The following is a 24309-nucleotide window of genomic DNA, read 5'->3' on the forward strand; positions in this document are numbered from 1 at the left end:
CGTGTGACATGCACGGGCAGTAACATCGCGAGCGGGCACATGCATTTCGCCCCGCGAGCGTGAACAGCACTTTCGGCGTCGTCCCCGATCACGATACCGCTGCGGCTCGCAGCGGCTCGGGCATGCTCGCGGCTCTTTCGGCGGCGGCGATCACCGTGCCCCACGCGCTCGGCCTCGGCCTGCTCGCGTTCGCGCCGCTCGCGGGCGACATGCCGGTGGCCGCGCTCGCACTCTGGTCTGCGGCACTGCCGAGCGCGGTGCTCGCGGTCTTCGCGAGGCGGCCGGGTGTGGTGCACGCGCCGACCACCGTGGTCGCTCTGCTCTTCGCGAGCGTGGTCGCGACCGTCACCGCGTCGGCGTCGAACCTGGGGCTTGCGCCTGCGCAAGTGCTCGCGGTGTGCGGGGCGACCGTCGCGCTCGGCTTCGCGTTCCAGTGGCTCTTCGGTGTGCTGAGGCTCGCGAGCGTGGCGAGCTTCCTGCCGATCTCGGTCACGCACGGCTTCGCCGCGGGCGTGGGTCTGTCGATGGTGGTGGGCCAGATTGCGGGCGGCTTCGGCGCGGGTTCGTTCGCCTTCGACGCGCGCACGCTGCGCCACGCGATCCTCGCCGTCGTCGTCATGCTCGCGGCCCGCGCGTTCCAGAAGCGCTGGCGACATTGGCCGGGCCTCTTGCCCGCCGCGTTCGCCGTCTCGGTGCTTGTGGTCGCGAGCGGCATGCTGCCGCTCTTCCGGCCGGCCGCGGCCGCCGCGCATTTCGCGTGGCCGCCGCTGCCGGAATGGTCGACCGTCCCGTGGCTGCAGGTAGCCAACACCATCGGCATCCATCTCGTCTCGCTCGCGATGCTGATGGCGATCGTGAACAGCATCGACGTGCTCGTGTTCAACCAGGAGCTCGAGCTCGAGCACGGCTTGCGCAGCGAGCCGAACCAGGCGCTCAGGCGCGAGAGCCTCGTGGGCGTGCTGTGCGGGCTCGCCGGGCTCATCCCGGCGTCCACCAGCGCTTCGCGCTCGCGCATCGCGCTTTCGCGCGCCGGGCCGAACGCGGCCGTCGCGCCGATGCACGCGGCGATGCTGCTGGGTGTGGCCGCCACCGGCTACCTCTGGCTGCCCTTCGTGCCCATGGCATGCCTCTCCGGCGCGCTGCTGCTCGCGGGATTCACGCAGGTGCCGAGGCCGCTCTGGTCACGCACGTTCGCGCGCGCCGCGCCCGCGACGTGGAGCCAGGGCTGGCTCGTGGCGCTCGTGTTCGCCGTCTCCGGCGGCGTCGGCGCGCTGGTCGCGGGTCTCGTGGTGGCGACCTTCGTGCTGCTGCACGCATCGGCGAGCACGGCGCTCAGACGCTCGCTCCTCGACGGGCAGGTGCGATCGCGCAGGCTGCGTCGCGCCGCCGACGAGGCGTGGATCGGCCCGCGCATGAACTCCGTGGCCGTCTTCGAGCTGCAGGGCGTGATGTCGTTCGGCGTGGCCGCGCATCTCGCCGACCAGGTCCTCGCCCAGCTGCGCGAGCGCCATCATCGCGCGATCCTCGATGCGAGCCGCGTGCCGTCGTGGGACGGCACCGCGACCGCTCGCCTCGCGCTGCTCGCACGGGACGTCGGCCACCGGGGCGTGCCGCTCACGGTCTGCGGGCTCGATGCGCGCACGGCCGCGACGCTGCCGGGCTGGATCCGCCAGGAGCCGGACCTCGACCGCGCCCTCGAGCGCGCGGAAGACGAGATCCTCGAAGAGCGGCCCGTCGAGGCGCGCGAGAGCGCCCGCCGCGAAGGCCTGCTCGGCGAGCTGGCCGAGGGCATGAGCGAGCCGGGACGCCGGTCGCTCGAAGCACTGCTGGAGCCGGCGACGATCGGGCCGGGCGAAGCCGTCTTCGCATTCGGCGACACCGAGCGCGAGATGCTGATCGTGCAGTCGGGCCGCATCACGCTGTGCACGTCGTGGCCGCCGGCGGGCGGCATGCGGCTCGCGACCGTGGCCGGCGGCATGGCGTTCGGCGAAATGGCATTCCTCTCGGGCCAGCCGCGCACCGCGTCCGCGGGCGCGGAGAATGCGCCCGCGACGCTCGTTCGCCTCTCGCGCGAGCGCTTCGACGAATGGGCTCGCGGCCACGCGGCCGAGGCGCTCGTCTTCATGAGCAATTTGGCGCAGATCGGCACGCGCCGGCTGGCCGCGACCACGCGTCAGCTGCGCTCGGCGCTGGAGTGAAAGGCGCTCGGGGGCTCAGCGCATGACCACAGGGGCATGAGCGCGGGCGTCCAGCCTTCGCCGGACATCAGGTCCGCGTACAGATCGCGGTACTGCGCGAAGACGGCATAGATGCCCTGCGCCCAGAGCGCGGCCCCCTGCATCGAAAATCCCATCTCCCGCAGCGATGCATAGACGGCGTTGCGCCCCGCGATGAGAGTGAAGCGAACCGCCGACTTCTGCAGCACCGACGAGACCCGATCGGCGAGTTCCTTCTTCTTCGGCCGGTATTCGAGCGGATTCGCGGGCTCGCCGTCCTTGCGCCAATACCCCCACGAGTGCTCCACCGCCACGAAGTTGGCCGTGCCTCGCACCCAGTTGGGCAGGCATCCGAGAAGAACCGTCGGTGCGAGCTGAGAGAAGTGGACGCGTCCGCCGAGGCCGTCGGTCTCGGGCAGGAAGCTCGTTCCCGCCAGGCCGTTGATGAATACCGATGCGGCGACGTAGGCCGGCAGGCCCTTCGCCGCGGCGCTGATGCGGCCTTCCAGCGTGAGGCCCCTGCGGTCGGGCGGCGAGCCGACGCCGGAAAGCGCGTCCTTGAAGCATTCCACGAGGATCGCCTCGAAGATGACGCCCGACTGCCGTGCCATGAAGTTCGGATCGGAGGGACGCCAGAACGTACCGACCGCGCGTCCGCCAACCTGGATGTGACCGTGCAGCGCGTAGCCGATCGCGCCCACGCCGACGGCCGCGAGCGCCGCGACCGCCTTCTCGCGGGGGTGGCCTTCGTCGCCCGCCCTCACGGCAAAGCAGCGGAACATCACGATCAGGAAGCCCGCTTCCAGCACGGCCCACTCGAGCGCGAGCGCGGCGGGGGCATGACCCACCGTGATCGCGGCGCCCAGGCCGGCCCCCGCGACGGCGGAAAGCGCGGTCGCCGCGCGAGCAGCCGCGGTGTCCGTGCCGAACTGATGCCGGGCGATCCTGACGGCGATGACCGCCCCGCTCACGGCGCCGGTGGCGGTGACCACGTTGGACACGACCCGCACGGCGGTGCCGCCGGCCATGGAGCTCGCGCTGAACACGGCCAGGCCGGTGAGCTTGGCGGCCACCTGGCCCGCCGCGTCCTTGAACCCCTGGAACACGGCGGCGCCGCAGCGAGGAAAGCAGGTCCGCCGGCGCGGACGAAAAGGCTCTTCGGGTTCTGGCGCGACGTGAATGACGACGGCGGGCGCCCCGCGCGCCGCAGTGGAGGGCGATGTCATGGTTGCCGGCCCTTACACCATCAATGCATCGCGAAGCTCGGGCGCGTTCACGCGTGGCGCATCGAGGTAGAAGCCTTGCCGCCACACGGCCGCCTGCTGTACGGCCATGTCGAGGCTTCCGAGCAGCTTCTGAGCGGTGAGGCCCTGCACGGGATAGGCGTAGGTGAAGATCACGCGTCCGGTCTCGGCATCGAGTCCGAGCCGCGGGCTTCCCTGCGCGCAGACGAGCAGGTTGATCTCGAGCAGGCGCTCGAAGATCGCGAGCGCCCTCTCCCGCGGGAAGTCGCCGAAGTCGACGAAGACATTCACGAGGCCCCCGCCGGCTTCGTCGAGGAAGAGCGTGAGGGCGACGTCCTTGAAGACCAGACTGCAAGGCTCGTCGATGTCGTCGAAACGGCCCGCAAGGCCGATGCGTTGCGAAAACTCCGAGAGGAGTGCGCGATAGATGTCTTTGCTCATAGGTGAAAGCGCGAGTGCGGGAACGCGCGGATCGGCCGCGCCGGTCGTGAAAATTGTGAGGCGAGCCGGTGCCTTCGCTTAGCCATGTTTCGCATTTGAAAATTCCCCGGGGCCCCGTTCGACCCCGGCCGGCACGCCGTTTCTCCTCGACGGCGGACCTGGCCGAAGGCCGCGGCCATCCGGAAGTCTCGGTGGGTCGCGCGGGGTCTTTTCAGTCTCGCGCCAGCGAGACCCTGAGGCGGTTCATTCCGTCGCGGCGTTCGTAGCTGAGGCTCTTCGCGAATCGCTTGACGAGGGAAACGCCGAGCCCGCCGACTTGCGCCTGCGCGATGTCGTGCACCGCGATCGGCGGCGCGGCCGTGCTCGGGTCGAACGGGATGCCGTGGTCCTCGAACCGCAGCACGATCTCGCCGGGCGCGGAGTCGACTTCCACCGCCATGCCCTGCTCGTCGCCTTGCGGGTAGGCGTGCATCACGACGTTCATGAGCACCTCCTCGAGCACGAGCTCCGCCCGGTACACGAGGCGGGGCGTCGGTTCGAGCGGGCGCAGCATTTCGAGCATCGCCTGGCGGGCCGCCTCGAGCGCGTCGCGCCGCGCGGCGAGCTGGATGCGCATCGCAAGCACTGCCCGTTTCACCGGGCCAGCGCCCGCAGCGCCTGGTCCTGGTCGGCGGCGACGGGAATGATCTGGTCGATGGCGACCGATTCGAGCACGTCGCGCACCATCTCCGTCGCGCCGAAGAGCGCGAGACGTTTGCCCTTGCCGCTCATGGCGCGCGCATTGGCAATGAACATGCGGATGCCCATCGACGCGAGAAAGTCGACGCCCGAGAGATCGACCACCGCGTCGCGGTTGGCGGCGGTGACGGCGGCCGTGAACCGCGTTTCGATCCGGTCCACGCCGGGCGAATCCATGCGGCCGGTGAGGCGCACGAGGTTGCAGTGGTCGTCCAGCTGCGAGACTTCGAATTCCATGGGGATCCCTCCGAAGCACTCACCCTATGTCATCCAGATGACACGAATGTGACCGTGAGCAGGGTGAAGTCGTCTTCCAGCGGCCCCGGCCGGGCGCTGTCGCGCACCGCCGATTCGATGCGCTTCGCTTCCGAGCCCTCCACGGCGCGAGGTTGCATGAGAAACGGCAGGAAGTCGGGCAAACCCTTCTGCGCGCCGTCGGCGCCCACGACTTCGAACACGCCGTCGCTGAACACGTAGAGCGTGCTGCCCGGCTCCACCTCGACTTCGGACGAGGAAAACGGCGCGCCCGGCATCGCGCCGATCACGAGGTTGCGCGTCCGGAGCGGCGTCATGCGCGAGCGGCCGGCATCGACGAGGTACGAAGCGTGGTGCCCGCCCGAGGCATAGCGCAGCGTGCGCCGGGCGATGTCGTACACGCCGTACCACATCGAGAAATACATGCCGTCGTGCGCTTCCATGCCGAACATGTCGTTCAGGCGGGCGAGCACCTGGCCCGGGTCGTTGAAGTCGCAGTCGGGCAGGGCGCGCTGGCGCATCACGTTCATCACCGACACGCTGTGCATCGCGGCGCCGACGCCGTGCCCCGAGACGTCCATGAGGTAGCCGCAGAAGCGCTCCTCGGAGAGCTGGTGGTAGCCGAAGGCGTCGCCGCCGAGCTGCGCCGAGGGCACGTACACCCAGTCGGTTGCGATCGGCCCGGCCGCGATCGGCTGCGGCAGCAGCGACTCCACGTAGTGCCGCGCCTTGTCGAGGTCGCGCTGGTGCAGGTCGTCGCGTTCGGCTTCGCTGCGAAGAAGGTATTCATGCCGGATCGTTTCGCCGCCCAGCCGCATCATGCCGCCGGGCGGCAGGCTCGCCGCGCCGTTCACCCGCTCGCCCTCGACGAACGTGCCGTTGGTCGAGCCGAGGTCGCGCACGACGAGCTGCGGGCCGAGCGGAGTGAGGCTGAGTTCGCAGTGGCGCGCGGAGACCTGGGTGTCGGCGATCGGGAGGTCGCAGTCGCTGCGGCGTCCGATCACGAAGGGCCGGGGGCCGAGCTTCAGGCGAAGGCCCGCGTGGGTGCCCTCGAGGATATGGAGGTAGTGGTCGCGCGGCTCGTACGACTTCGCCGCCTCGGCGTACATGGCCGAGGTGGAGATCATCGTGCGGTCCGCGTCCGCCTCGTGGGAGCCCTCTTGCATGCCTTGTTCATCCATGTAATGCAGTCGAAACATATCGGGATTCGGTCGGTGAGACAATAGAAGGTTCAGATGACCGATTCCTTCTCCCAACTCTCGCTCGCCGAACCGCTGGCGCGCGCCGTGGCCGAAATGGGCTACGAGACCATGACTCCCATCCAGGCGCAGGCGATTCCGGTGGTGCTCGCGGGCCGCGACGTGATGGGCGCGGCGCAGACGGGCACGGGCAAGACCGCCGCGTTCGCGCTGCCCCTTCTGCAGCGCATGCTGAAGCACGAGAACGCCTCGACCTCGCCCGCGCGCCACCCCGTGCGCGCGCTGGTGCTCTTGCCCACGCGCGAACTCGCCGACCAGGTGGCCCAGCAGGTGAAGCTCTATGCGAAGTACACGAATCTGCGCAGTGCGGTGGTGTTCGGCGGCATCGACATGAAGCCGCAGACGGCGGAGCTGAAAAGAGGCGTCGAAGTGCTCGTGGCGACGCCGGGACGCCTGCTGGATCACATCGAGGCGAAGAACGCGGTGCTGAACCAGGTCGAATACGTCGTGCTCGACGAAGCCGACCGCATGCTCGACATCGGCTTTCTGCCGGACCTGCAGCGCATCCTTTCGTACTTGCCGAAGCAGCGCACCACGCTCCTGTTTTCCGCGACGTTCTCGCCGGAGATTCGCAGGCTCGCCGCGAGTTATCTGCAAGACCCGGTGGTGGTCGAGGTGTCGCGCCCGAATTCGACCGCATCGACGGTGGAGCAGCATTTCTTCAGCGTGCCGGACGACGACAAGCGCCGCGCGCTGAAGCAGCTCATTCGCCAGCGCGGGCTGTCGCAGGCCTTCGTCTTCAACAACAGCAAGCTCGGTTGCGCGCGGCTGGCGCGCGCGCTGGAGCGCGATGGCCTGAAGGCCGTGGCGATGCACGGGGACAAGAGCCAGGACGAGCGGCTGAAGGCGCTCGATGCGTTCAAGCGGGGCGAGGTGGATCTGCTTGTCGCGACCGACGTCGCGGCCCGGGGGCTCGACATCAAGGACGTGCCCGCGGTGTTCAATTACGACGTGCCGTTCAACCCCGAGGACTACGTGCACCGCATCGGTCGCACGGGGCGAGCGGGGGCGTCGGGTCTGGCGATCACGCTGGTATCGCCCGGGGATGGACGGCTCATGGCCGATCTCGAGCGGCTGCTGAAGAAGAAGGTGGAAATCGAGCCGATCGAGTGGGACGACGATCGTCCGCGTGGCCGCATCAACGATGGGCGGCGTGCGTGGCGCGAGGCGGGCGAGCTGGGCGATCCGCGCGATGTGCTGGATCAGCCGCCGCCGCCGCGCGAGTATCGCGAGCGGGAACGGCGGCAGGCTTCTTCCGCGCCGCGCGATCCGTTTTTCGATCAGCCGTACGTGACACCCGAGCGCGAAGCGGCGCCGGGGTGGGAAGCGGCGAAGGCGACTTCCTCGGGCCGGGTGTCGCAGAACATCAAGCCGAAGCGGAAGGTGGCGGCGCTGTTCAAGGCGCCGTAGCAGGGCGTCGTCAAGGAAGATTCGACCATGCAAGTCGCCGCAGGCACGGTCGTCGGGGGAAGACTGGTGGTCGAGGGGCTCGACATCCCGGACGGTGAGGCCGCCGTGGTCCTTGCCCGTGAATCCGCAGGGCATCCCGTGTTGGACCTTGGGAGTAAGATGGGCTCGCTACCCGGGCCTCGGAGCCTCTGAATGAACGTCTCTCTCGCCAAGATCGAAGCCGAAGCGCTGCAACTGCCTGTTGAAGAGCGGGTGCGCCTCGCAGACCATCTTCTTGCGAGCATAGCTGGCGAATCCGACATCGAGGAGGAGTGGGGCGAGGAAGTGGAGCGACGCCTGGCGGAAGCCGAGACCGGCGCGCCATTCCTTCCTCTGGAAGATGCGGTTGCCCGCGCGCGTCGCGCGATTTCGTGAAAATCTCGATCAACGCACAGGCAGAGCTCGAGCTAACCGAAAGTGCCCTCTACTACGCGCGAAAGGCCGGTGCAGCGGTTGCGCATTCCTTTCTCTCGGAGTTCGACCGGACCGCCAGACTGCTCGCCGAGTATCCAAAGCTAGGTGCTGCCTAGCGTGGCCGCATTCGCCGCCTGCCGTTGCGTCACTTTCCATATAGTGTGGTCTACTACCTGCGCGAGACAGAAATCCGAGTTCTGGCCGTCGCCCACCAGCGACGCAGGCCTGGCTTCTGGCGGGCACGGTCGTAGTCGGGTCGCTTGCAGCCGAACTCGACGCGTCACTCCCCAGGCGCCTGCGCCTCATCGCACTTCACCTGCACCACCTCCATCGTCTCAACGCAGATCGCGCTCAGGCATCCGCCCCACACGCACCCCGTGTCGAGCGCGATGATGTCCTCGCGCACGAGCAGCCCGAGCGTCGACCAATGCCCGAACGCGATGCGCACGTTCGCACTGCGCCGTCCCGGCACGTCGAACCACGGCAGGTAGCCCGGCGGCGTCTTGTCGAGCCCGCCGGACGCCTTCAGATCCATCGCGCCCTCGGGCGTCACGAATCGCACCCGCGTCAACGCATTCACGATCACGCGCAAACGCGCGGCGCCCGTCAGCGAATCGTCCCAGCGATCCGGCTCGTTGCCGTACATGTGCCGCAGAAATTCCGCGATGTCCGGCCCGCGCACCGCTTCCTCCACTTCGCCCGCGAGCGCCATCACCCGCGCCGCATCCCACTGCGGCAGCACACCGCCGTGCACCATCAGAAGCCCCGCTTCGCTGAGCGCCATGCTGCGATGGCGCAGCCACTCGAGCATCGCGCCGCGATCCCTCGCCTGCAGCACGGCGTCGAGCGTGTCGTTGCGATGCGGCGCGCGCAGCCCGTAGGCGATTGCAAGCAGGCTCAGATCGTGATTGCCGAGCAGGCTCTTCGCCGAATCGCCGCAGGCCATCAGGCGCCGCAGGACCTGCGCGGACTCCGGCCCGCGATTCACGAGATCCCCCAGCAGGTACAAGGTGTCCCGGCTCGGCGAAAAACCGATTCGATCCAGCAATCGCCCGAGCGCCGCGTCGCACCCCTGCACGTCGCCGACGAGCCAGCGCGCCATCAGTGGCTTCCGCGCCGCTGCATGCGATACGGCGTGGTCGACCGCACCACGCGTGTCGCCCACGCGGGCCGGTGGATTTCCAGCATGCGCCGCGTCGAGCGCAGCGACAGCGGCGTCGCGAGCACGGGGCCGAGGATCACCCGCTCGACGAGCGCGTCCAGTGGCGGCGCGTCGGTGCCGAGCGCCGGCACGGCGAAGCGCAGCCGCGGCTCGATCCCGCGCGGGCCGATCGCATAGTTCAGCTGCTGCGCGAGCACGCCTTCGCGGTCGCGTTCGCGCAGGTACACCATGCGCCATTCGCGCTCTTCGTGGAAGCCGCGATGCTTCGTGAACAGCGCAAAGAGCTTGATGCGCTCGAAGAGTTCCTCGGCCGTGGCCGCCATCTCCTCGAGCGGCACGCGCAGCGCCGCGAGCGCGCGCGCGAAATTCGCGAGCTTGCCGTCCATCCAGGCGCGGCTCTCCTCGTACGAGTGATACTGCACCTGGCGCAGCAGCAGCGCGGCCGGCTGGGTGCGCGCCACGAGCTCGTTGAAGTCGAACACGATCGCGATGCCGTTGCCGTCGCTGCCGTAGCCGCGCCACATCGAAAGCAGCCCGTCGTCGCCGATGCCCGGGCCGTGCTCGGAACAGCTGAAGACGTACACGTCGAACGCCGATTCGTCGTCGAATGCCGTGTAGAGCTGCCCGAACGCATCGAGCAGTTCGTTGTAGTGATCCGGCGGGCAGGCGTGGCGCAAGCCCGCGTGCGTGCGCACCGCCTCGAGCCCGAGCGTCATGCCGTAGCGCAGCTCGTCCACGTCGTTCATGTACAGCGGGTTGGAAAACCAGAGCTCGCCCGTTTCGGCGATGCGCTCGAGCGTGGCGATGGACGTGTAGTGCGCAAGCAGCGGCAGGCCGCCGGCCGAAGGCGGGGGCTGCATGTCGCTCCACAGGACGGCGCTGAGCGCCTCTCGCAGCTCGTGATCGGGCATGGGCGGTGTCGCGGCTCGCGGGGCAGGTCGGTACTGCGGCTTGCAGTAAAGTCGGGCGGATGCCCGATTCTGCCCGCGATTCATGGATTTCCTTCTGATCGGGCTGCTCACGCTCGTGAACGGCCTGTTCGCGATGTCGGAGATGGCGCTCGCGACCAGCCGCAAGGCGCGGCTCGCGGCCATGGCCGAAGCCGGAGACTCCGGGGCCGCCGCGGCGCTGGCACTCATCGAACATCCCACGCAGTTCCTCTCGACCGTGCAGGTCGGCATCACGTCCATCGCCATCCTGAACGGCATCGTGGGCGAGGCCGCCTTCAGCGAAAGCGTCGCGCACTGGCTGCGCGACTACGGCATGCCGCCGAAGCCCGCCGGGACCACGGCCACCGCGATCGTGGTGGCCATCATCACGTTCATCACGATCCTCTTCGGCGAGCTCGTACCCAAGCGGATCGGGCAGCTCTACCCGGAGCCGGTCTCGCGCTGGGTGGCCAAGCCGATGGCATGGCTCTCGCGCGCGGCGGGGCCCTTCGTCCGGCTGCTGTCGGCGTCGACGCACGCCACGCTCAAGCTCCTCGCCATCGACCCGAGTCCGTCGCGCGCGATGACGCAGGAAGAGATCGCGCACAGCCTCGAAGAGGGCGTGGACGCCGGCGTGATCGAGGAGCACGAACACCAGATGGTGCGCAACGTCTTCCACCTCGACGACCGCGCGCTCGCCTCGATGATGGTGCCGCGCACGGACGTGGTGTGGTTCGACGCGACGCTGCCGATCGGCGATGCGCTGCAGCGCGCGGGCAGGCCGGAGGAGGCGCATTCCTGGTACCCGGTGTGCCGCGGCTCGCTGGACGACGTGGTGGGCATGGTGAGCATCGCGAAGCTGCTGTCGCTCGGGCGCGATGCGCAAGGCACGGTGGCCGATCATGCCGTGCCCGCGCTCTTCGTGCCCGAGACGCTCACCGGCATGGAACTGCTGGAGCAGTTTCGCGCGCGCGCGGCGCGCCTCGTGTTCGTGGTCGACGAATACGGCGTGGTGCAGGGCCTCATCACGCCCCACGACCTGCTGGAGGCGATCACCGGCGAATTGCAGCCCGAGGCGCAGGGCGACGCGTGGGCGACGCGGCGCGAGGACGGCACCTGGCTTCTCGACGGGCTCATGCCGGTGTCGGAGCTGAAGGCGCGGCTCGACATCCGCGACCTGCCCGAGGAGGACAAGGGCCGCTACAACACGCTCGCGGGTCTGCTGATGTCGCTCACCGGGCGGCTGCCCGTGACGGGCGAGCGCATAGACTGCGACGAGTGGCGTTTCGAGGTGGTGGACCTCGACGGCAAGCGCATCGACAAGGTGCTCGCGGGGCGGCTCGCCGACCGCAAGGTTACGATCCGGGCAGGAGGGTGAAATGTCGGACATGGTGTATTACGAAAGGCCGGTGCTGCTGGACAGCGAGAAGCACCGGAGGCGGCGCGTGCTGCCGAGCTCGAGCTTCGCCTTCGCGCGCAGGGCGAATTCGCTGTTCGTGGCGGGCGTGGAGTTCGGCGAGGCCTGCAAGGAATACGCGATCGTGTTCACGCGCCAGGGCAACGGCCGCGTCGCGCCGGTCGTGATGCTCGGGCTGCGCGCGCGCGAGAACCTGTTCGTGAACGACGCGAACCAGTGGACCGGCCGCTACATCCCAGCGTTTCTGAGGCGCTACCCGTTCGTGCTCGCGCAGCTGCCCGGGCAGCAGGCGATGGGCGTGTGCGTCGACGAGGCCTACCCCGGGATGAACGAGACCGACGGCGAGCCGCTCTTCGATGCGAAGGGCGGCTACACGCCCTTTCTGCAGAACGCGCTCGACTTTCTCGGGCAGTACCAGCGCGAATACCTGCGCACGGAGTCGTTCTGCCAGCGCGTGGAGCAAGCCGGGCTCCTCACGGAGATGAACGCTCGCGCCGACTTGGTCGACGGCCGCAGCTTCACCATCGCGGGGCTGATGGTGGTGGACGAGAAAAAGCTGATGGCGCTGCCCGATGCCGTGGCGCTCGCGCTCTTCCGCACGGGCGAGCTGCACCTGATTTCGATGCATCTCATGTCGCTCGCGAACATGAAGGCGCTGGTGGACAAGATGGCCGAGCGGCAAAGCCCGCTCACGGCGCCGCCCAAGCCCTGATCAGGCGAAGCGGGAGGGGTCGATCACCTCCACCCAGCCCGATTCGATCCAGTGCTCGAGGAGCGGGTCGAGTTCGCGCGCGGGGAGCTTGGAGTTGGAGAGCATCCAGCGCCGGTTCACCGGCCGATTGCTCATGACGGAGAGGGTGCTCAGGATGCGCGCCGTTCTCTCGCGGTCGGCGAGCTGCGGCCACTGCTTCAGCCGGTAGATGAGCATCGCGCCTGTCAGTGGACGACAGGCGATTCGATCGCTTCCACCCAGCCCGAATCGATCCAGTGCTTCAGCATCGGGTCGAGCTCGCGCGCCGGCAGCTTCGATTGCGCGAGCATCCAGCCGCGGTCCACGGCCGTGTGGCTCATCATCGACAGGGTGCGGAAGATGCCGGCCTTGCGCTCGTTTTGCACGAGGTGCGGCCACTCCCGCAGGCGGTACGTGCGGCGGGCGGTGGCATGAGTGACGGCGGGCGCGGTCGCGGGGGCGGTGCGCTTCCAGCTCAGAAGGACGTCGATGACACTGTTCATGAGGGCTCCCGATGGCGTTGACACTGTCGATGAAGGCAGTGTGCCCGCCCGCGCGAGGGGCCTCCTAATCGGATTGCCGCGAGCGGCTTAGGCCGTTTCCCTATCGGGCGGCCTGCTGCGCCCGGGTGTCGTGCACGAAGCGGCGGTTGGTGGCCGTGTCGACCGCAGGCAGTAGCGGGGCGCCGGGAGGCAGGCGGATGAAGCCCGGGAGCGGTGCTTCGCGCGAGGCCGCACCGGCGCTGCCCGCGGCACCCGCGGCACCGGCGTCATCGCTTGTGGCAGGCTGCGCATTCGCCGCCAGCGGCAAGCCCACGACGTCGAGGCGCGCGCGAGTCTCGCCGTGCGCGAGGATCACGTGATCGGGCCGCACTTCGGCCAGCGTCCAGCCCTGGGCGAGCGGCTCGCCTCGCGCGAATGGGCGCGAGGCGGCGCCGCCCACGCTGATGAACGCCTGCGACGCGGGGTGGCCCGCGCCGCGAAACAGCACGCCGTCGACGCGCATGCCGCTGGGGGAGAGCGTACTCGCCGTCGCCGCAGGGATGGCGGTGACCGCGGCCGACGGTCCGCGCGGCCCGGTGGCTTCCATCGGCGGCGAATCCGATCGCGCGGCCGGCCTCGAGGCGAGCCAGGCGAACACGGCGGCGACGGCAACGAGCAGCGCGAGGACGATCTTCACTGCAGCGTGAGATGGGCTGTGCCGAGGACGCTTCCGTTGTTGTTGTAGATCGTGCAGTCGCCGTGGAAGCCCGACATGCCGCTGCACTGGAGCTGGTTGGCGACGCCCAGGTCGACCTTCATGTTGAAGCGGCCCAGTTCGTCGAAATAGGCATTGCCGTGGCTTGCGTAGTAGCCGCCGAGGAGAGGGCAGTAGAGGCGGCCGTAGACCGAATACTCGACACTGTGGCCGGGGTTGCCGCTCGCATCGATGTGCAGGGCCGTGCAGTTCGCGAAGCCGCCCGCCGAGGTGCTGAAGTCCCACACGAGCCCGGAATAGGTGAAGGTGAGCTCCTGCGCGGACGCGGCCCACGGGGCCGCCGAGACCGCGAGCAGTGCGAGAAGCCGGCAAAGCATGCGCATGAACGATTCTCCGTGAAGGCTGGCTTGCCCGCCGATTCTGCCCGCTTCGGCGGGCCCGGTGGAGATTCGGGAGAAAATTCGAGCCGAGATGAACGCAACCCCCACCCCCCCGCATCCCTCGCATCCCGCGCACCTGCCCGAAGGCGTCGAGGACATGCCGCAGGCCACGCGCCTGGACGACGTCCGCATCCGGCAGGTCTGCCCGCTGATTTCACCCGCGCTGCTGCAGTACGACCTGCCGGCCGACGACGCCGTGCAGGACTTCGTGGAGCGCAGCCGCCGTTCGGTGGCGGCGATCGTGCACGGCGCCGATCCGCGCCTGCTGGCCGTGGTCGGCCCGTGCTCCATTCACGATGCGGACCAGGCGCTCGAATATGCGGGCAAGCTGCGGGCACTCTCGCTGGAACTGGAAAAGCAGCTTTTCGTCGTCATGCGCGTGTACTTCGAAAAGCCCCGCACGACCGTCGGCTGGAAGGGCTTCATCAACGACCCCCATCTGGACGGAAGCTTTCGCATCAACGAGGGCTTGCGGCGAGCGCGCCAGTTGCTGCTGGATGTGGCGCACATGGGGCTGCCCGCGGGCACGGAGTTCCTCGATCTGCTGTCGCCTCAGTACGTGTCGGACCTCGTGAGCTGGGGCGCGATCGGCGCGCGGACCACCGAAAGCCCGAGCCACCGCCAGCTCGCCTCGGGGCTTTCCTGCCCGATCGGCTTCAAGAACGGCACCGACGGCGGAGTGCAGATGGCAGCCGATGCGCTCGTCGCCTGCCGCGCGCAGCACGCATTCATGGGAATGACGAAGATGGGGCAGGTGGCGGTGTTCGAGACCGCGGGCAACGACGACTGCCACATCATCCTGCGCGGCGGCTCCAGGGGCCCGAACTATTCGAAGCCCGATGTCGACTCCGCCTGCGCGATCCTGCGCAAGGCAGGTGTCGGCGAGCGCGTGATGGTCGACTGTTCGCATGCCAATTCGCAGAAGCAGTACGAGCGCCAGATCGAAGTCGCCGAAGACGTCGCAAAGCAGATCGAAGGCGGCTGCCGCCGGATTCTCGGCGTGATGGTGGAAAGCCACCTCTTGCCCGGCCGGCAGGACCTGTCGCCCGGCGTGCCGCTCGCGCACGGCGTCTCCATCACCGACGGCTGCATCGGATGGGAGCAGACCGAGAGCGTGCTTCGAAGGCTCGCGCAAGCCGTGAGCGCGAGACGGCAGGGCGAAGTCGTCGTATGACAGAATGCGGCGATGCCTTCGCCTGCGGCGCTGCGCCGCCCCCGTTCGCTCACGGCCGACCTCGTGCAGGCCCTCGGCGACCGCGTGCGGGACGGGCGCTGGCCCGCGGGGACGAAGCTGCCGACCGAGGGCGAGATCATGTCGGAGTTCGGCGTGAGCCGCACCGTCGTGCGCGAAGCGATCTCGCGAATGCAGGCGGCGCACGTCGTCGAGACGCGCCACGGCGTGGGCACCTTCGTCGTCGGCCTCGGTGACAGCAGCACGTTTCGCATCGATCCGGGCAGGCTCGCGACGCTCGAGGACGTGATCGGCGTGCTCGAACTGCGCATGGCCGTGGAAACGGAAGCGGCCGCGCTCGCGGCGTCCCGCCGCGGCGACGCCAACGTGCAGGCGATGCAGTCGGCGCTGCAGGCCTTCGCCTCGGCCGTCAACGACGGGCGCGACGCGGTCGGGCCCGACTACCAGTTCCACCTCGAAATCGCGCGTGCCACGCACAACGACCGCTTCGCGCAGCTCATGGCGACGCTCGGCGGCATGATGATCCCGCGCGCACGGCTCGAACCGGGCCAGGTCCTCACACCCGAGCGGCTCGCCTACCTGAGGCGCGTGAACGCGGAGCACGAGAACATCCTGGACGCGATCCGGCGCCAGGACCCGGAGGGCGCGCGCGCCGCGATGCGCACGCACCTCGCCAACAGCAAGGAACGCCGGCAACGCACCGCGCAGGCCGCCCGGCGCAGATGAGGCTTGCATCGGTTTCAAGTGAGTTGTACGATGTCAGATGTCAACCCTGATGCGATCCAACGCACCGCGCCCATGTCTCCCCTCGAACTGAAGCACACCCTCTCGTCGGGCTTGCTTTCCTTTCCCCTCACGGATTTCGACGCGCGGCTCGACTTCGATGCGCGCGGCTATGCTGAGCGTCTCGAATGGCTGATGCCTTACGGCGCGAAGGTCCTGTTCGCCGCGGGGGGGACGGGCGAGTTCTTCTCGCTCGAGCCCGGCGAATACAGCGATGTGATCCGCACGGCGGCCGAGACGTGCCGCGGCCGCGTGCCGATCGTGGCGGGCGCGGGCGGCGGCACGCGGCTTGCGATCCGGTACGCGCAGGAAGCGCAGCGCTGCGGCGCGCAAGGCGTGCTGCTGCTGCCGCACTACCTCACCGAAGCGACTCAGGAAGGGCTCGTCGCCCATGTGGAGGCGGTGTGCGCCAGCGTGGAATTCGGCGTGATCGTCTACAACCGCGGCGCGTGCAGGCTCACCGCCGACTCGCTCGCGCGCCTGGCCGAACGATGCCCGAACCTGATCGGCTTCAAGGACGGCCTGGGCGACATCGAACGCATCGTCTCCATCCGCAGCAAGCTGGGCGACCGCTTGGCCTACGTCGGCGGCATGCCCACCCACGAGGTCTACGCGCAAGCGTACCAGGCGCTCGGCGTGCCGGTGTATTCGTCGGCCGTCTTCAACTTCATCCCGCGCACGGCGATCCGGTTCTACGACGCATTCGCGAGCGGCGACTCGGCCACCACGAGCCGGCTCATGAACGAATTCTTCCTGCCGTACCTCGAGATACGCAACAAGGGCCAGGGGTACGCCGTGAGCATCGTGAAGGCGGGCGCGGCGATCGTCGGCAAGAGCGCGGGCGGCGTGCGGCCGCCGCTCACGGCGCTGAAGGCCGATGAAGTCGAGGCGCTCGCGCAATTGATCCGCCGGCTCGGTGCGCAGTAGTCGTTGCCGAGGCAGTTCATTCCGAGGAGCAAAGCAATGATCAAGAAGACCCTTGCGGCCCTCGCGTTGGCCGGCGTGGCCGCCGCGAGCGCGTTCGCGGCCTATCCAGACCGGCCCGTGACCCTCGTCGTGCCGTTCCCGCCGGGCGGGTCCACCGACATGATCGCTCGCGTGCTGTCGCAGAAGCTGCAGGAAAAGCTCGGCGCGAGTTTCGTGATCGACAACAAGCCCGGCGCCACCGGCACCATCGGCGCCGCGCTCGTGAAGCGCGCACCCGCCGATGGCTACACGCTATTCGTTTCGTCGCTCGGCCCCTTCGTGATCGCGCCGCACCTGATCAAGGGCGTGCAGTACGACGCGCTGAAGGACTTCGACCCGATCACGATCGCGGTGCAGGCGCCCAACGTGCTCGTCGTGCCGGCGAGTTCGCCGTACAGGTCGGTCGCCGACTTGCTGGGCGGGCTCAGGAAGAACCCCGGCAAGGTGAGCTTCGCATCCTCGGGCAACGGCTCGTCCGACCATCTCTCGGCCGAGCTCCTCTGGCAGCAGACCGGCACGCAGGGGCTGCACGTCCCGTACAAGGGCGGCGGCCCGGCCATCAACGACCTGCTGGGTGCGCAGGTGGAGGCCGCGTTCGTCAACATCAACAGCATCATCGGCCACATCCGGGCGGGCAAGGTGCACGCGCTCGGCGTCTCCTCCGAGAGCCGCAATGCGCTGCTGCCGGATGTGCCCACGCTGCAGGAGCAGGGCGTGAAGGGCGCGGAAGTCCAGTCGTGGCAGGCGGTGGCCGCGCCACGGGGGCTGCCGCCGGACGTGCGCGCGAAGCTGCACGATGCCATCGTGACTTCGCTGAACGAGCCCGCGGTGAAGGAAAAGCTCGTGGCCCTCGGTTTCGAGATCGTCGGCGACACGCCCGAGCACTTCGCGAAATACCAGGCGGCCGAGTTCGCGCGATGGAAGCAGCTGATCGAATCGCGCAGAATCACCGCGGACTAGATACCCACCCCCGAGGCGGCCCCGGAAAGATACGACGCATGACGCTGCCGGCCGTGCGAGAGATGCGCGTGGTCCCCGTGGCGGGGCGCGACAGCATGCTGCTGAACCTCTCGGGCGCGCACGCGCCCTTTTTCACGCGCAACGTGGTGCTCCTCACCGACGACATGGGCCACACGGGGCTTGGCGAAGTGCCCGGCGGCGAGAAGATCCGCCGCACGCTGGAAGATGCGCGGCCGCTCGTCGAAGGCCGCCCCATCGGCGAGATGCACTCGATCCTGAATGCGATGCGCACGCGATTCGCCGATCGCGACGCGGGCGGGCGCGGCCAGCAGACCTTCGACCTGCGCACAGCGGTCCATGCCATCACCGCGGTGGAGTCCGCGCTCCTGGACCTGCAGGGGCAGTTTCTCGGCGTGCCCGTCGCCGCGCTCCTCGGCGAAGGGCAGCAGCGCGACAAGGTGCGAGTGCTCGGCTACCTCTTTTACGTCGGCGATCGAACGAAGGCGGACCTGCCGTACGCCACCGAGCCGGATGCGGGCGACGACTGGCTGCGCCTGCGCCACGAGGAGGCGCTCACGCCCGAGGCGGTGGTGCGGCTCGCGCAGGCGGCGCAGGCACGCTATGGCTTCGAGGACTTCAAGCTGAAGGGCGGCGTGCTGCGCGGCGAAGAGGAAGTGCAAGCCGTGCGCGCCTTGCATGAGACGTTTGCGCAAGCACGCATCACGCTCGATCCGAACGGCGGGTGGCTCCTGAAGGACGCGATCCGCCTCATGCGCGACATGCACGGCGTGCTCGCGTACGCGGAAGACCCGTGCGGCGCGGAAGAAGGCTTTTCGGGCCGCGAAGTGATGGCGGAGTTCCGCCGCGCAACGGGTTTGCCGACCGCGACCAACATGGTCGCCACCGATTGGCGTGAGCTCGCGCACGCGCTTGCGCTGCAGGCCGTGGACATCCCGCTGGCCGATCCGCATTTCTGGACGATGGCCGGTTCGGTGCGTGTGGCGCAGACCTGCCGCGACTGGGGGCTCACCTGGGGCTCGCACTCCAACAACCACTTCGACATCTCGCTTGCGATGTTCACGCACGTCGGCGCGGCGGCGCCCGGCGAGGTGACGGCGATGGATACGCACTGGATCTGGCAGGACGGCCAGCGTCTCACGAAGGAGCCGCCGCGCATCGTCGGGGGCTGCATCGACGTGCCGGCGAAGCCGGGGCTCGGCATCGAGATCGACCCGGCCGAGCTCGAGAAGGCGAATGCCTTGTACACGCGGCACGGCCTGGGCGCGCGTGACGACGCGACCGCGATGCGCTACCTCGTTCCCGGCTGGACTTTCGATCCGAAGCGTCCCTGCTTCGTGAGGTAGCGTTTTTGCCCGGCGGCGGGCGCTATCTGGACGAATTCGATGCGGCCGCGCCGGTGCGCGCGCAGAGGGCGCACCGGGTCAACCCTGCGAACCTTCCGCCTTCTTGCCGTGCGCCTGCTGGCTGAATTCGGCGCGCACGCGGCCCTTCTTCGATGCCGCCGCGTTGCGGGCCGAAGCCGTCTTCGACGAGGAGCTTCGCTGGGCCTTCGCGTGGGTTTCCTTCGAGCGGGTCGACGCCTTCGCCTGCTTCGTGCCTTTCACGGAGTTGGCGGATTTGGCGGACTTGGCGGATCTGGCGGTCTTCTCCCCCTTCGCCGCGACGGCCTGCGGATGCGCGCGTTTCGCGTCGCGGGCCACCGCCGGATGGCGCGCCGGTTCCGCGAGCGCCAGCTTCACCGCGTTGTCGTCCGCGCCGAGCTCCACCCACCTGCGCAGGCGCCGGGCGTCGGCCGAACGCGTGCGATTGTCGCCGGCATCGAGCACGACCATCGCCACGTCGCGTCCATAGGCGCGCGTTCGCATCACGACGCAGTGGCCCGCCTCGACGATGTAGCCGGTCTTTTGCAGATCGATGGTCCAGGCCGGGTCCCGCAGCAGCGGGTCCGAATTGCGATAGACGAGAATGCGCCCGGCCACGACGGTGCGATGCTCCGGTGTCGTGGAATATTCGCGCAGCAGGGGATAGCTCGACGCCGCGAGCACGAGCGTCGCGAGGTCGTGCGCGCTCGACTGGTTCTTCTCCGACAGGCCCGTCGGATCGACGTAGGTCGTGTGCGTCATCCCGAGCTGCTTCGCCTTGCGGTTCATCGCCTCCACGAAAGCCTGCAAGCCGCCCGGATAGGTGCGCCCGAGCGCGTGCGCCGCGCGGTTCTCGCTCGACATCAGCGCGAGCCTCAGCGCCTCCGCGCGCGAGAGCACGGCGCCCACGCGCATGCGCGAGCGGCTCATCCGCTCGCGGTCGACGTCTTCTTCCGTGATGGTGATGGGCTCGTCCATCGGCAGCTTCGCCTCGAGCGTCACGAGTCCCATCATCAGCTTGGTGACCGAAGCCATGGGCAGCACCGCGTCGGGGTTCTTGCCGTAGAGGAGCTCCTTGCTGTTCGCGTCCACCACCGCCACCGCGCTGGAGCCGAGATGCAGCGGATCGGAAACCCGGTGCAGGCCCTCCGAATGGCCGATCGACGCGCGCGGCAGCAGCCGCTCGAGCGTCGTCTCGGTGTCGGGCGACTCGTGGATTTCCTCCACCGGCTTGCCGGCGCGCTCCGCTTCGGCCACCGAGCCAGGTGCTTCACGCTGCGCGGCCGCGGGGCCGCCCGGCCGGGCGATGGGTCCGGGCGCGAACGGCAGCCCGGAGTCCCGGTATTCCTCGACCCAGAGCACTCCCGCCAGGCCCATCAGCAGGATCGCGAGCACGATGAGCTGGCCGCGCGTGTTGTGTTTCTTCATGGCACTCCGAGCCTACCCATCCGTCCCGCGCGGCATGACGGCGGCGGCAAGCAGTTGCTGTAGTCATGCGCCGATGCAGCGCATCGGCACATGGGGCGCGAGCGGTGCAGGCCGGTGGATCGTCCTCACGCCTGCGCGGTCACGCGGATGCCGCGAATCTGCCCGGCCTCGCGCGAAGCGGCGGGCCGCGGGTAGGCCCGCGGATCGTAGCGGTGCAGCAGCTCGGCTTCCTGGGCGCGCGCGAGCGCGGCGTTCGCGAGCTTCACGTGCCCGAAGCCGCGAATCGTCATCGGCAGCGCGGCAATCTCGATCGCGGTTGGCAGACGGTCCTTCGACAGCGTCGGCAGCAGCGCTTCGATCCGCCGCACGTACTGCTCGATCAGCTCTCGTTCCATCCGGCGTTCCTCGGTGCGCCCGAAGATGTCGAGCGGCGTGCCGCGCAGGCGCCTGCACATCGCCAGCAGCTTCATCGCCGGCATCATCCAGCCGCCCAGGCGCAGCTTGCGGGGCGGCTGGCCGTTCTTCGGGCGGGTGAGCACGGGGGGAGCCATGTAGAACTCGAGGCGGACGTCGCCTTCGAACTGGTGCGCGAGCGTCCGGCGGAATTCGCCGTCCGTGTAAAGACGCGCGACCTCGTATTCGTCCTTGTACGCCATCAGCTTCGCGAGCGACTGCGCGAAGACGCGGGTGAGCGGCAGCGACACATCGGCGAGCAACGCCCGCTCGTACGCATTCACCTTGGCCACGGCGTCGCTGTAGCGCTGCGCGTAGGATGCGTTCTGATAGGCCTTCATGCGCGCCGTCTCCCGCGCGATGAGCTGCGCCACCGTCTCCGGCCGGCCCCGGCGCGGCAAGTCCTCGCTCAGCAGCGAGCGCAACGCGCGCGGAGCGTCGGAGGCAAGCCGGCCGAGCGAGAACGCGAGCTTGTTGCTCTCCACGGCCACCGCGTTGAGCTCGATCGCGCGCAGCATCGCTTCCAGGCTCACGGGCACCAGGCCGCGTTGCCATGCGTAGCCGAGCGCCACGATGTTCGAGTAGATCGTGTCGCCGAGGAAGGTTTCGGCAAGCGCCTGCGCGTCGAGCGTTTCCAGGCGCCCTTCGCCGCAGGCGAAGCGGAGCTTGTCGAGCAGCGCGGGAGCTTGCAGGTCCGCATCGGGATTGCGCAGGCTTTCGGCGACCGGCACTTGGTGCGTGTTCGCGAGGATGCGGGTTCGGCCATGGCGCACGGTCGTGAGCGCGTCGGCCGAAGCGCCGACCACGAGGTCGCACGCGAGGAGCGCATCGGCCTGCTGCGTGTCGATGCGCACCTGGTTCAGCCGCGAGGGGATGTCCGCGAGCCGCACGAAACTAAGCACCGAGCCGCCTTTTTGCGCGAAGCCCATGAAGTCGAGCACGCTCGCGCTCTTGCCTTCCAGGTGCGCGGCCATCGCGATCAGCATGCCGACGGTCACGACCCCCGTGCCGCCGACGCCCGTCACGAGCAGGTCGTACGGCGCGGACCACTCATGCGTCGCCGGGCGCTCGAGCGCCTGCACGTGCTTCATGAATTCGCCCGTGTCGCCCTCCAGCATGCCCGCGCGCTTGCGCAACTTGCCGCCCAGCACGCCGACGAAACTCGGGCAGAAGCCCTTCGCGCACGAATAGTCCTTGTTGCAGGAAGACTGGTCGATCCTGCGCTTGCGTCCGTGCGGTGTCTCGAGCGGCAGCACCGCCACGCAGTTCGACTGCACCGAGCAGTCGCCGCAGCCTTCGCACACCCGCTCGTTGATGAAAAGCCGCCGCGCGGGGTCGACCAGTTCGCCTTTCTTGCGGCGGCGGCGCTTCTCTGCGGCGCACGTCTGCTCGTAGATGAGCACGGTCACGCCCGCCGTCTCGCGCAAGCGCCGCTGCACCGCGTCGAGTTCGTCGCGGTCGTGGAATTCGGTGCCCGCGGGGAAGCGGTCGCGGATGCCGTCGTACTTGCGGATGTCGTCGGAGAGCACGACGACCTGCTTCACGCCTTCGGCTTCCACCTGCCGCGCGATGCCGTCCACGCTGATGATGCCGTCCACCGGCTGCCCGCCGGTCATCGCCACCGCGTCGTTGAAGAGGATCTTGTACGTGATGGTGGCCTTCGCCGCGACGGCCTGGCGAATCGCGAGATAGCCCGAGTGGTAATAGGTGCCGTCCCCGAGGTTCTGAAAGACGTGCGGCACCTTCGTGAACATCGCGTGCGACACCCAGTCCACGCCTTCGCCCCCCATCTGGATCAGGCCTTCGGTCTCGCGGTTCATCCAGCTCGCCATGAAGTGGCAGCCGATGCCCGCCTGCGCGCGCGAGCCCTCGGGAACCTTCGTGGATGTGTTGTGCGGACAGCCCGCGCAGAAGTAGGGCACGCGCTTCACCTTGTCGCTGTCGTTGGCGAGCAGTTCGGGCGGCGTGAAGTTGCGCACGAGGCTGCGGCGGTCCAGGTCCGGGAAACGCACGACGAGCCATTGCGCCACGATCCCGATCAGCCGCGAGGGCCGCAGCTCGCCGAGGGCGGGAACGAAGGGCCAGTCGTGAAGATTCTTCTTTCCGACGATCAAGGGCCGATCGGGCGCGTTGTAGAACATGGCGCGCAGCTGGTTTTCGACGACGGGCCCCTTTTCCTCGATCACGAGGACTTCCTTCAGGCCCTTGGCGAACTCCGCCATGCGCGTGGGCTCGATCGGATACGTGAGCCCCAGCTTGTAGACGCGAACGCCGTGCAGCGCGAGCGTTTCCGGCGAGATGTCCAGGCGCCGCAGCACTTCCATGAAGTCGTAGTGCGCCTTGCCGGCGGTGACGATCCCGACGGTCGCGGCGTCGCTCTGGACGATGTGGCGGTCGATGCTGTTCACGCGGGAGAACGCCCTCACCGCATCGAGCTTCGCATGCAGGCGCTCTTCGATCGCGAGGGAAGGCAAGTCGGGCCAGCGGTAGTGCAGGCCGCCCGCGGGCGGCCGGTACCGCGTGATCCGCAGCACGGTGTCCGCGTCCTGCCACGCGGCGACGCGCGCGTTCACGAGATCGAGATCGACGGTCGAGCCGCTTTCGACAACTTCCGACAGGGCCGTGAAGCCGACCCAGTTGCCCGAGAAGCGCGACAGAGCCCAGCCGTACAGGCCGAACTCGAGATACTCCGCGACGTTCGCGGGCGAAACGATGGGCGCATGCCACGACTGGAACGCCTGGTCGCTCTGGTGCGGCATCGACGACGACACGCACCCGTGGTCGTCGCCCGCGACCATCAGCACGCCGCCGTGGGGCGATGCGCCGTAGGCGTTGCCGTGCTTCAGGGCGTCGCCCGCGCGGTCCACGCCCGGACCCTTGCCGTACCACATCGCGAATACGCCTTCGCAGGTCTTCTCGGGGTCGGCTTCGACGCGCTGCGTGCCGAGCACGGCGGTCGCCCCGAGCTCCTCGTTGATCGCGGGCAGGAAGCGGATGCCCGCCTCTTCGAATTTCCTGCCCGCCTTCCAGACCTGCTGGTCGACCATGCCGAGCGGCGAGCCGCGATAGCCGCTCAGGAAGCCTTGCGTGTTCAGCCCGGCGGCGGCGTCGCGCTGGCGCTGCATGAGCATGAGGCGCACGAGGGCCTGCGTGCCGGTGAGGAACACGGCGCCACCCGTGGCCCACAGGCTGTCGCTGAGCTTGTAGTCGGGGTGGACGATGGGGGAATCGAGTGTCTCGGCCATGGGGAACGC

General features: G+C 68.8%; 23 protein-coding genes. 10 read left to right on the forward strand and 13 right to left on the reverse strand.

Going from position 1 to position 24309, the window contains the following annotated elements:
- Positions 1-59: 59 nt before the first annotated feature.
- Positions 60-2198 carry an SLC26A/SulP transporter family protein gene (locus VHA82_RS19410; RefSeq protein ID WP_325546801.1) on the forward strand — a complete coding sequence of 713 codons (2139 nt, stop codon included), beginning with the start codon at positions 60-62 and terminating at the stop codon, positions 2196-2198.
- Here VHA82_RS19410 and VHA82_RS19415 read toward each other — a convergent pair.
- From VHA82_RS19415 to VHA82_RS19435, 5 genes are all read right to left on the reverse strand, one after another.
- Positions 2174-3322, reverse strand: coding sequence for a hypothetical protein (locus tag VHA82_RS19415; protein ID WP_325546802.1), 1149 nt, complete (start codon positions 3320-3322; stop codon positions 2174-2176). The two genes, VHA82_RS19410 and VHA82_RS19415, sit on opposite strands and share 25 nt — an antisense overlap.
- 132 nt (positions 3323-3454) lie before the next feature.
- Positions 3455-3901 carry a CesT family type III secretion system chaperone gene (locus VHA82_RS19420; RefSeq protein WP_325546803.1) on the reverse strand — a complete coding sequence of 149 codons (447 nt, stop codon included), beginning with the start codon at positions 3899-3901 and terminating at the stop codon, positions 3455-3457.
- A gap of 211 nt (positions 3902-4112) precedes the next feature.
- On the reverse strand, positions 4113-4538 hold the full coding sequence (locus VHA82_RS19425; RefSeq protein ID WP_325546804.1) for an ATP-binding protein: 426 nt from the start codon (positions 4536-4538) through the stop codon (positions 4113-4115).
- Entirely contained in the window at positions 4535-4876 is a 342-nt protein-coding gene (locus tag VHA82_RS19430) for an STAS domain-containing protein (protein ID WP_325546805.1), read from the reverse strand. The genes VHA82_RS19425 and VHA82_RS19430 overlap by 4 nt, the downstream gene beginning before the upstream one ends.
- A 29-nt stretch (positions 4877-4905) precedes the next feature.
- Positions 4906-6060, reverse strand: coding sequence for a PP2C family protein-serine/threonine phosphatase (locus VHA82_RS19435; RefSeq protein ID WP_325546806.1), 1155 nt, complete (start codon positions 6058-6060; stop codon positions 4906-4908).
- Positions 6061-6129: 69 nt separating this feature from the next.
- Here VHA82_RS19435 and VHA82_RS19440 point away from each other — a divergent pair, with 69 nt between their 5' ends.
- Both VHA82_RS19440 and VHA82_RS19445 read left to right on the forward strand, forming a co-directional pair.
- On the forward strand, positions 6130-7563 hold the full coding sequence (locus tag VHA82_RS19440) for a DEAD/DEAH box helicase (protein WP_325546807.1): 1434 nt from the start codon (positions 6130-6132) through the stop codon (positions 7561-7563).
- 192 nt (positions 7564-7755) lie between these two features.
- The gene (locus tag VHA82_RS19445) at positions 7756-7977 is read left to right on the forward strand and encodes an addiction module protein (RefSeq protein WP_325546808.1); all 222 of its coding nucleotides are present in this window, start codon (positions 7756-7758) and stop codon (positions 7975-7977) included.
- A 319-nt stretch (positions 7978-8296) separates the two neighbouring features.
- Here VHA82_RS19445 and VHA82_RS19450 read toward each other — a convergent pair whose 3' ends face one another.
- The gene (locus VHA82_RS19450; RefSeq protein ID WP_325546809.1) at positions 8297-9118 is read right to left on the reverse strand and encodes a symmetrical bis(5'-nucleosyl)-tetraphosphatase; all 822 of its coding nucleotides are present in this window, start codon (positions 9116-9118) and stop codon (positions 8297-8299) included.
- Positions 9118-10089 (reverse strand): DUF2971 domain-containing protein, encoded by a 972-nt coding sequence (locus VHA82_RS19455; protein ID WP_325546810.1) that lies wholly within the window; start codon positions 10087-10089, stop codon positions 9118-9120. Before VHA82_RS19455 ends, VHA82_RS19450 begins: the two co-directional genes overlap by 1 nt.
- An 82-nt stretch (positions 10090-10171) precedes the next feature.
- Between VHA82_RS19455 and VHA82_RS19460 the strand changes: the two genes are divergently transcribed.
- Positions 10172-11485 carry a hemolysin family protein gene (locus VHA82_RS19460; RefSeq protein ID WP_325546811.1) on the forward strand — a complete coding sequence of 438 codons (1314 nt, stop codon included), beginning with the start codon at positions 10172-10174 and terminating at the stop codon, positions 11483-11485.
- A 1-nt stretch (position 11486) separates the two neighbouring features.
- Positions 11487-12236 carry a SapC family protein gene (locus VHA82_RS19465; protein ID WP_325546812.1) on the forward strand — a complete coding sequence of 250 codons (750 nt, stop codon included), beginning with the start codon at positions 11487-11489 and terminating at the stop codon, positions 12234-12236.
- Here VHA82_RS19465 and VHA82_RS19470 read toward each other — a convergent pair whose 3' ends face one another.
- The 4 genes from VHA82_RS19470 to VHA82_RS19485 form a co-directional block, all read right to left on the reverse strand.
- A complete protein-coding gene (locus VHA82_RS19470; protein WP_325546813.1) occupies positions 12237-12452 on the reverse strand; it encodes a hypothetical protein in 216 nt (71 codons plus the stop codon). It lies immediately after the preceding gene.
- An 8-nt stretch (positions 12453-12460) separates the two neighbouring features.
- Positions 12461-12757, reverse strand: coding sequence for a hypothetical protein (locus tag VHA82_RS19475; protein ID WP_325546814.1), 297 nt, complete (start codon positions 12755-12757; stop codon positions 12461-12463).
- Positions 12758-12857: 100 nt separating this feature from the next.
- Positions 12858-13433 (reverse strand): hypothetical protein, encoded by a 576-nt coding sequence (locus VHA82_RS19480; protein ID WP_325546815.1) that lies wholly within the window; start codon positions 13431-13433, stop codon positions 12858-12860.
- Positions 13430-13834, reverse strand: a complete 405-nt coding sequence (locus tag VHA82_RS19485; RefSeq protein WP_325546816.1) for a hypothetical protein — start codon at positions 13832-13834, stop codon at positions 13430-13432. Before VHA82_RS19485 ends, VHA82_RS19480 begins: the two co-directional genes overlap by 4 nt.
- An 88-nt stretch (positions 13835-13922) precedes the next feature.
- Here VHA82_RS19485 and VHA82_RS19490 point away from each other — a divergent pair, with 88 nt between their 5' ends.
- The 5 genes from VHA82_RS19490 (at position 13923) to VHA82_RS19510 (ending at position 19156) form a co-directional block, all read left to right on the forward strand.
- On the forward strand, positions 13923-15065 hold the full coding sequence (locus VHA82_RS19490; protein ID WP_414708673.1) for a 3-deoxy-7-phosphoheptulonate synthase: 1143 nt from the start codon (positions 13923-13925) through the stop codon (positions 15063-15065).
- Between the two features lie 12 nt (positions 15066-15077).
- Positions 15078-15809 (forward strand): FadR/GntR family transcriptional regulator, encoded by a 732-nt coding sequence (locus VHA82_RS19495; RefSeq protein WP_325546817.1) that lies wholly within the window; start codon positions 15078-15080, stop codon positions 15807-15809.
- Between the two features lie 72 nt (positions 15810-15881).
- Entirely contained in the window at positions 15882-16793 is a 912-nt protein-coding gene (gene kdgD / locus VHA82_RS19500; RefSeq protein WP_325546818.1) for a 5-dehydro-4-deoxyglucarate dehydratase, read from the forward strand.
- A 39-nt stretch (positions 16794-16832) separates the two neighbouring features.
- Positions 16833-17792, forward strand: a complete 960-nt coding sequence (locus VHA82_RS19505) for a tripartite tricarboxylate transporter substrate binding protein (RefSeq protein WP_325546920.1) — start codon at positions 16833-16835, stop codon at positions 17790-17792.
- Between the two features lie 38 nt (positions 17793-17830).
- A complete protein-coding gene (locus tag VHA82_RS19510; RefSeq protein WP_325546819.1) occupies positions 17831-19156 on the forward strand; it encodes an enolase C-terminal domain-like protein in 1326 nt (441 codons plus the stop codon).
- A gap of 78 nt (positions 19157-19234) precedes the next feature.
- Here VHA82_RS19510 and pbpG read toward each other — a convergent pair whose 3' ends face one another.
- The gene (gene pbpG, locus VHA82_RS19515) at positions 19235-20602 is read right to left on the reverse strand and encodes a D-alanyl-D-alanine endopeptidase (protein WP_325546820.1); all 1368 of its coding nucleotides are present in this window, start codon (positions 20600-20602) and stop codon (positions 19235-19237) included.
- Positions 20603-20727: 125 nt separating this feature from the next.
- Positions 20728-24300 carry an indolepyruvate ferredoxin oxidoreductase family protein gene (locus tag VHA82_RS19520; protein WP_325546821.1) on the reverse strand — a complete coding sequence of 1191 codons (3573 nt, stop codon included), beginning with the start codon at positions 24298-24300 and terminating at the stop codon, positions 20728-20730.
- Positions 24301-24309: the final 9 nt, after the last annotated feature.

Source organism: Ramlibacter sp. (assembly GCF_035548915.1).
Classification (GTDB): Bacteria; Pseudomonadota; Gammaproteobacteria; order Burkholderiales; family Burkholderiaceae_C; genus Ramlibacter.

Bases quoted from the DNA above. Each gene is read 5' to 3' on its own strand.
- VHA82_RS19420 (WP_325546803.1), bottom strand. From the start codon at position 3,901: ATGAGCAAAGACATCTATCGCGCACTCCTCTCGGAGTTTTCGCAACGC.
- VHA82_RS19430 (WP_325546805.1), bottom strand. From the start codon at position 4,876: ATGGAATTCGAAGTCTCGCAGCTGGACGACCACTGCAACCTCGTGCGC.
- VHA82_RS19435 (WP_325546806.1), bottom strand. From the start codon at position 6,060: ATGCAAGAGGGCTCCCACGAGGCGGACGCGGACCGCACGATGATCTCC.
- VHA82_RS19440 (WP_325546807.1), top strand. From the start codon at position 6,130: ATGACCGATTCCTTCTCCCAACTCTCGCTCGCCGAACCGCTGGCGCGC.
- VHA82_RS19445 (WP_325546808.1), top strand. From the start codon at position 7,756: ATGAACGTCTCTCTCGCCAAGATCGAAGCCGAAGCGCTGCAACTGCCT.
- VHA82_RS19450 (WP_325546809.1), bottom strand. From the start codon at position 9,118: ATGGCGCGCTGGCTCGTCGGCGACGTGCAGGGGTGCGACGCGGCGCTC.
- VHA82_RS19455 (WP_325546810.1), bottom strand. From the start codon at position 10,089: ATGCCCGATCACGAGCTGCGAGAGGCGCTCAGCGCCGTCCTGTGGAGC.
- VHA82_RS19460 (WP_325546811.1), top strand. From the start codon at position 10,172: ATGGATTTCCTTCTGATCGGGCTGCTCACGCTCGTGAACGGCCTGTTC.
- VHA82_RS19465 (WP_325546812.1), top strand. From the start codon at position 11,487: ATGTCGGACATGGTGTATTACGAAAGGCCGGTGCTGCTGGACAGCGAG.
- VHA82_RS19470 (WP_325546813.1), bottom strand. From the start codon at position 12,452: ATGCTCATCTACCGGCTGAAGCAGTGGCCGCAGCTCGCCGACCGCGAG.
- VHA82_RS19475 (WP_325546814.1), bottom strand. From the start codon at position 12,757: ATGAACAGTGTCATCGACGTCCTTCTGAGCTGGAAGCGCACCGCCCCC.
- VHA82_RS19485 (WP_325546816.1), bottom strand. From the start codon at position 13,834: ATGCGCATGCTTTGCCGGCTTCTCGCACTGCTCGCGGTCTCGGCGGCC.
- VHA82_RS19490 (WP_414708673.1), top strand. From the start codon at position 13,923: ATGAACGCAACCCCCACCCCCCCGCATCCCTCGCATCCCGCGCACCTG.
- VHA82_RS19495 (WP_325546817.1), top strand. From the start codon at position 15,078: ATGCCTTCGCCTGCGGCGCTGCGCCGCCCCCGTTCGCTCACGGCCGAC.
- kdgD (WP_325546818.1), top strand. From the start codon at position 15,882: ATGTCTCCCCTCGAACTGAAGCACACCCTCTCGTCGGGCTTGCTTTCC.
- VHA82_RS19510 (WP_325546819.1), top strand. From the start codon at position 17,831: ATGACGCTGCCGGCCGTGCGAGAGATGCGCGTGGTCCCCGTGGCGGGG.
- pbpG (WP_325546820.1), bottom strand. From the start codon at position 20,602: ATGAAGAAACACAACACGCGCGGCCAGCTCATCGTGCTCGCGATCCTG.
- VHA82_RS19520 (WP_325546821.1), bottom strand. From the start codon at position 24,300: ATGGCCGAGACACTCGATTCCCCCATCGTCCACCCCGACTACAAGCTC.